This is a genomic window from Streptomyces swartbergensis (genome assembly GCF_002148965.1).
Classification (GTDB): domain Bacteria; phylum Actinomycetota; class Actinomycetes; order Streptomycetales; family Streptomycetaceae; genus Streptomyces; species Streptomyces swartbergensis.
In genome coordinates, this window is the sequence record NZ_NGFN01000491.1 from 1 (window position 1) to 5017 (window position 5017).

At 68.4% G+C, this 5017-nt stretch carries 3 protein-coding genes, 1 tRNA gene, 1 other RNA gene and 2 pseudogenes; 5 read left to right on the forward strand and 2 right to left on the reverse strand.

All coding sequences use genetic code 11. From position 1 onward, the window contains the following. Positions 1–482, forward strand: a pseudogene (locus tag CA983_RS40720) (transposase); the annotation flags it as partial. Positions 483–505: 23 nt separating this feature from the next. Here the strand turns inward: CA983_RS40720 and CA983_RS40725 are convergent. Next, positions 506–1375: pseudogene (locus CA983_RS40725) on the reverse strand (IS110 family transposase); the annotation flags it as partial. Positions 1376–1827: 452 nt separating this feature from the next. Between CA983_RS40725 and CA983_RS40730 the strand changes: the two are divergent. After that, positions 1828–2061, forward strand: a complete 234-nt coding sequence (locus CA983_RS40730) for an excisionase family DNA-binding protein (RefSeq protein ID WP_086605709.1) — start codon at positions 1828–1830, stop codon at positions 2059–2061. Between the two features lie 11 nt (positions 2062–2072). Beyond that, positions 2073–3311: a tyrosine-type recombinase/integrase gene (locus CA983_RS40735; protein ID WP_086605710.1), complete on the forward strand. Its 1239-nt coding sequence runs from the start codon at positions 2073–2075 to the stop codon at positions 3309–3311. A 79-nt stretch (positions 3312–3390) separates the two neighbouring features. On the opposite strand, the gene CA983_RS40740 is transcribed toward CA983_RS40735, so the two are convergent. Beyond that, a tRNA-Ser gene (locus tag CA983_RS40740) sits at positions 3391–3478 on the reverse strand. 72 nt (positions 3479–3550) lie between these two features. Between CA983_RS40740 and ffs the strand changes: the two genes are divergently transcribed. Both ffs and CA983_RS40750 read left to right on the forward strand, forming a co-directional pair. Further along, positions 3551–3649, forward strand: an RNA gene (gene ffs / locus CA983_RS40745) — signal recognition particle sRNA small type. 53 nt (positions 3650–3702) lie between these two features. After that, positions 3703–5017, forward strand: a 1315-nt coding sequence (locus tag CA983_RS40750; protein WP_143645727.1) for a DNA polymerase III subunit gamma and tau, incomplete at its 3' end; no start/stop codon positions are given.

Consider the following 5017-nt stretch of genomic DNA (forward strand, 5'->3'; position numbering starts at 1 on the left):
CCCGTCGTCCGCGTCACAGGCCGCTCCCGCCGCCGCTTATCGGTGGCCGCCCTGACCTGCTACAAGACCGGCCAATCCTCACGGCTGATCTACCGGCCCTGCCCGGACGCCCGGCCCGATGGGCGCAAAAGCCTCTCCTGGAAGGACTACCGCGACCTCATCCAAACCGCCCACCAGCAGCTTGGCGGCCCGATCGTGCTGGTCTGGGACAACCTCAACACCCACCTCACCGCCGGATGCGCCGCTGCATCGCCGACCGCGACTGGCTCACTGTCTTCCAACTGCCGCCCTACGCACCCGACCTCAACCCGGTCGAGGGCATCTGGTCCGTTCTGCGACGCACCTGCGTAGCCAACCGAGCCTTCGCCGACCCCGATGACCCGATCACTGCCGTCCGACGCGGCCTACGCCAGCTCCAGTACCGCCACGACGTCCTCGACGGCTGCCTCACCGGCACCGGCCTCCGACGCCAGCCACCATGACGACATCACGCATTCAAGGTCAGTAGTTGTGGCCCCAGCCCGGGGAAGCTGAGCAGGATTTCGGCGTCGGGGTGCGTGTGCAGGTGTTCTGCGACTGCGGTGGTGAGGTCGTCGGTGGCCTGGCAGGCCGCGTCGAGTTGGATGAGCAGGGCCAGGAGTTGTTGTCCCGTGGCGCGTTCGACTGCCGCGGGCTGGCGGGGCCGGGGTGTGCGGAAGAGGGTGTGCAGCTGCCGGGCGTCTGTGTCGATGTTGCGGCTGCGGCCGGCCCGTTTGAGAGCTGCGCGCAGTTGGCTGAGAGTCAGTCGCGCGGCTTGCTCCGGAGTGGGCGCCGTAGTCAGCACTTTTCGGGCGTCGGGCCGGGACAGGCCACCTTTTCTGGTGTGGAAGTCATCCAGGGCAGCGGGATAGTACTCGCGCAGCAGCGAGCGGATCTGGTTGGCGATCTGCTGTCGGTTCCAGACGGCGTCCTGCTGCGCACGGGCCAGGACGGTGATGGCTCTGGCTTTGTCGCTGTCTGCGGGTAGGGGGCGGTGGCGGTGCATGTCTGTGCGCAGGATGTGGGCCAGGGCCAGGGCCAGGGCATCGCCGGGATCCGATTTGCTGCGGGAGACCGTGTGGCGGTCTCGGTAGCGGGCGACGGCGAGGGGATTGATCGCGAAGACTTGCCGGCGTCCGGTGTGGAGGGCGGCGACCAGCAGCCCACGACTGGTCTTGATCGCTACGGGGATGGGCTGGCTCGAGGTGTCACCGTGCTCGGCGAGCAAGTCGAGTAACTGAGCATGTCCGGCGGCTTCGTCGGTGATGCGGCAACGGGCGAGCAGGGTGCCGGCTTCGTCGATCAGAGCAACTTCGTGGTGCTGTTCGGACCAGTCGATCCCGCAGAAGATCTTCACGGCGTCCTTCCTCCGTCGGCGCTGCCGGGTGCGGAGCCTGTGCGGGCCATGCGGCGACCTAATTCCAGGACTTGATCCGTCCGCCATCTCACCAGCCGTTCATGGCACCCGGTTCCGGCAGATCCTCTGCCTCACGAAGAGTTCGCTGGCTCGCGGAGCGAAGAAGAGGTTCCTTCTGCCGGGTTGGCTCCTACTCCAGCCGCGTGGGGTTGTGCGGCTGTGTGTGAGGTCGTGATGGTCCGAGGACACCGGGTGTGCCGCTCTGTCTCAAGGCTTTTGGGCCAGAAGCGCAGTAGGCATCTGCCCGGTGTCCACGCGGCCGTCACGTTCCACGGGCCTTGTGTGGGTGCCGCTCTTCCCTGAGGCGTCCGCGGCCAGGAGAACCGCAGGCATCCCACCACTCAGCCAACACACGATCGACCGCCTTAAGGAGGAATTAGGAGAACCGACCCATGGATGAGCCCCGGACCCCTGCCACCGCCCTGGAGCCCCATGACCCCGCCTTGGTCCTTCTGACCGTCGAGGAGGCAACCCGGCGGCTCCGTATCGGCCGCACGACGTGCTTCCGGCTCGTGCTGGCCGGAGAGATCGAGTCGGTCACGGTCGGACGGCTGCGCCGCATCCCTGCCGACGCCGTAACCGCATACGTGGCCAAGCTGCGCCATCGACCCGCCGAAGCGGCCTGAGGGGGGAAGCCGTGCCAGAGAAGAAGCGCACCCGCCAGCCCAACGGCGCCTCGTCGATCTACCTCGGCAAGGACGGGAAGTGGCACGGACGGGTGACGGTCGGCGTCCGGGATGACGGCAAGCCGGACCGCCGCCATATCGAGCGCAAAACCAAGGCTGAGGTGACCAAGGCCGTCCGCCAGATGGAGCGGGCGCGGGACGAGAAGAAGCTCAGGAAGCCGGGCCAGAGTTGGACGGTCCAAGCCTGGCTGGAGCACTGGGTCGAGAACATCGCCAAGCCGTACGTCTCCGAGAACACGTACGACGGGTACGAGGTCGACGTACGCGTGCACCTCGTCCCCGGCCTGGGCGCCCACAAGCTCGACCGCCTGGAGCCCGAGCACCTGGAGCGCTTCTACCGGAAGATGCAGGAGTCCGGGAGCTCCGCCGGCACCGCCCACCACGCTCATCGGACGATCAGGGTCGCCCTCGGTGAGGCCGTGAGACGCGGGCACGTCGCCACCAACGTGGCCGAGATCGCCAAGGCTCCACGCCTCGAAGAAGAGGACATCGAGCCGTACACGATCGAGGAGGTGCAAAGCCTGCTCGTCGAAGCGGCCAAGCTCCGCAACAGCGCGCGCTGGGTCGTCGCCCTGGCACTCGGTCTCCGGCAAGGGGAGGCGCTCGGGCTCCACTGGGAAGACGTCGACCTGGACGCGGGATACGTCCGCATCCGCAAGAACCGTCTACGCCCCAAGTACGCCCACGGCTGCGGGGACGATCCCTGCGGGCGGAAGGCTGGCTACTGCCCGCAGAGGGAGCAGACCCGACGTGAGCACAAGTCCACCAAGTCCCGCGCCGGGCGGCGCACCATCGGCCTGCCCGACCCGCTGATCAAGATTCTCCGCCAGCACCAGGAGACGCAGGAACGGGAACGGATCGCGGCCGGTGCCGACTGGGAGGGCAAGGGCTACGTGTTCGCCTCGCCGGTCGGCGGGCCGCTGAGCCCGAACACCGACTTCCACGTCTGGAAGTGGCTTCTGCGGGACGCTGGCGTTCGAGACGGCCGTCTCCATGACGCTCGCCACACCGCAGCGACCGTGCTCCTGATCCTCGGCGTCCCGGACGTCGTGATCGACTCGATCATGGGTTGGGAGCCCGGGGGAGCGGCCCGTATGCGCGCTCGGTACATGCACGTGACGGGGACCATGCTCCGCAAGGACGCGCAGCAGGTCGGCGACGCGCTGTGGGAGCTCCCGAAAACAAACTGAGACGGAAACTGAGACGGACAACGCCGAAGGGCCCCACCGCAAGCGGTGGGGCCCTTCGGCATCGTGCCCGGTGAGGCACTGGCGGAGGATACGAGATTCGAACTCGTGAGGGGTTGCCCCCAACACGCTTTCCAAGCGTGCGCCCTAGGCCTCTAGGCGAATCCTCCGCTGGAGAGATTACATGACGCTGAAGGGTGCTCGCGAACTCGTTCCCTGCCCCCGACATCAGGTAGCCTTGGCGCAGCCCCTCACGCGGCGCTATCTGACTGAACTCCCCCAGGGCCGGAAGGCAGCAAGGGTAGGTCGGCTCTGGCGGGTGCGTGGGGGGCGTTTACGTTCCGGGCTTCCTGCGGCGGGTCCGTTGTCAGTGGGCGCCTATAACCTCGTATGCGTGTCGTCTCTCGCTCTGTACCGCCGCTATCGCCCGGAGACCTTCGCCGAGGTCATCGGGCAGCAGCATGTCACCGACCCGTTGCAGCAGGCGCTGCGGAACAACCGGGTCAACCACGCGTACCTGTTCAGCGGGCCGCGCGGCTGTGGCAAGACGACCAGTGCGCGGATCCTGGCGCGGTGTCTGAACTGCGAACAGGGTCCTACGCCCACGCCGTGCGGTGAGTGCCAGTCGTGTCAGGACCTCGCGCGCAACGGACCCGGTTCCATCGACGTCATCGAGATCGACGCCGCTTCCCACGGTGGCGTGGACGACGCCCGTGACCTGCGCGAAAAGGCCTTCTTCGGTCCTGCGCGCAGTCGGTACAAGATCTACATCATCGACGAGGCCCACATGGTCACGTCGGCCGGCTTCAACGCGCTGCTGAAGGTCGTCGAGGAGCCGCCGGAGCATCTCAAGTTCATCTTCGCGACCACCGAGCCCGAGAAGGTCATCGGGACCATCCGGTCGCGGACCCATCACTATCCGTTCCGGCTCGTCCCGCCCGGGACCTTGCGGGAGTACCTCGCCGAGGTGTGCCAGAAGGAGGCCATCCCGGTCGAGGACGGTGTGCTCCCGCTCGTCGTGCGGGCCGGTGGCGGATCCGTGCGTGACTCCATGTCCGTCATGGACCAGCTGCTGGCCGGTGCCGCCGAGGACGGTGTGACGTATGCCATGGCGACCGCCCTGCTCGGGTACACCGACGGCTCGCTCCTCGACTCCGTCGTCGAGGCCTTCGCCACCGGTGACGGGGCCGCGGCCTTCGAGGTCGTCGACCGTGTGATCGAGGGCGGGAACGATCCCCGCCGGTTCGTCGCCGACCTGCTGGAGCGGCTGCGCGACCTGGTGATCCTCGCCGCCGTCCCGGACGCGGCCGAGAAGGGGCTCATCGACGCCCCCGCCGACGTCATCGAGCGCATGCAGGCCCAGGCCGGCACCTTCGGCGCCGCCGAGCTGAGCCGGGCCGCCGACCTCGTCAACGAGGGACTGACCGAGATGCGCGGCGCCAACTCGCCCCGTCTCCAGCTGGAGCTGATCTGCGCCCGCGTCCTGCTCCCCGCCGCCTACGGCGACGAGCGGTCCGTCATGGCCCGCCTGGACCGGATCGAGCGCGGCGTGAACTTCTCCTCCCAGGGCCCCGCCGGCATGCCCGCCATGGGGTACGCGCCGGGGCCCGAGGGGCATGGGGCAGCGGCGGCCGGTCCGGCGGCCGCTCCCGTTTCGCCCGGTGGCGGTCCGGCCGCGGCCCGGGCGGCGGTCCGCGCCTCCGGAGCGC

Bases quoted from the DNA above. Each gene is read 5' to 3' on its own strand.
- CA983_RS40730 (WP_086605709.1), top strand. From the start codon at position 1,828: ATGGATGAGCCCCGGACCCCTGCCACCGCCCTGGAGCCCCATGACCCC.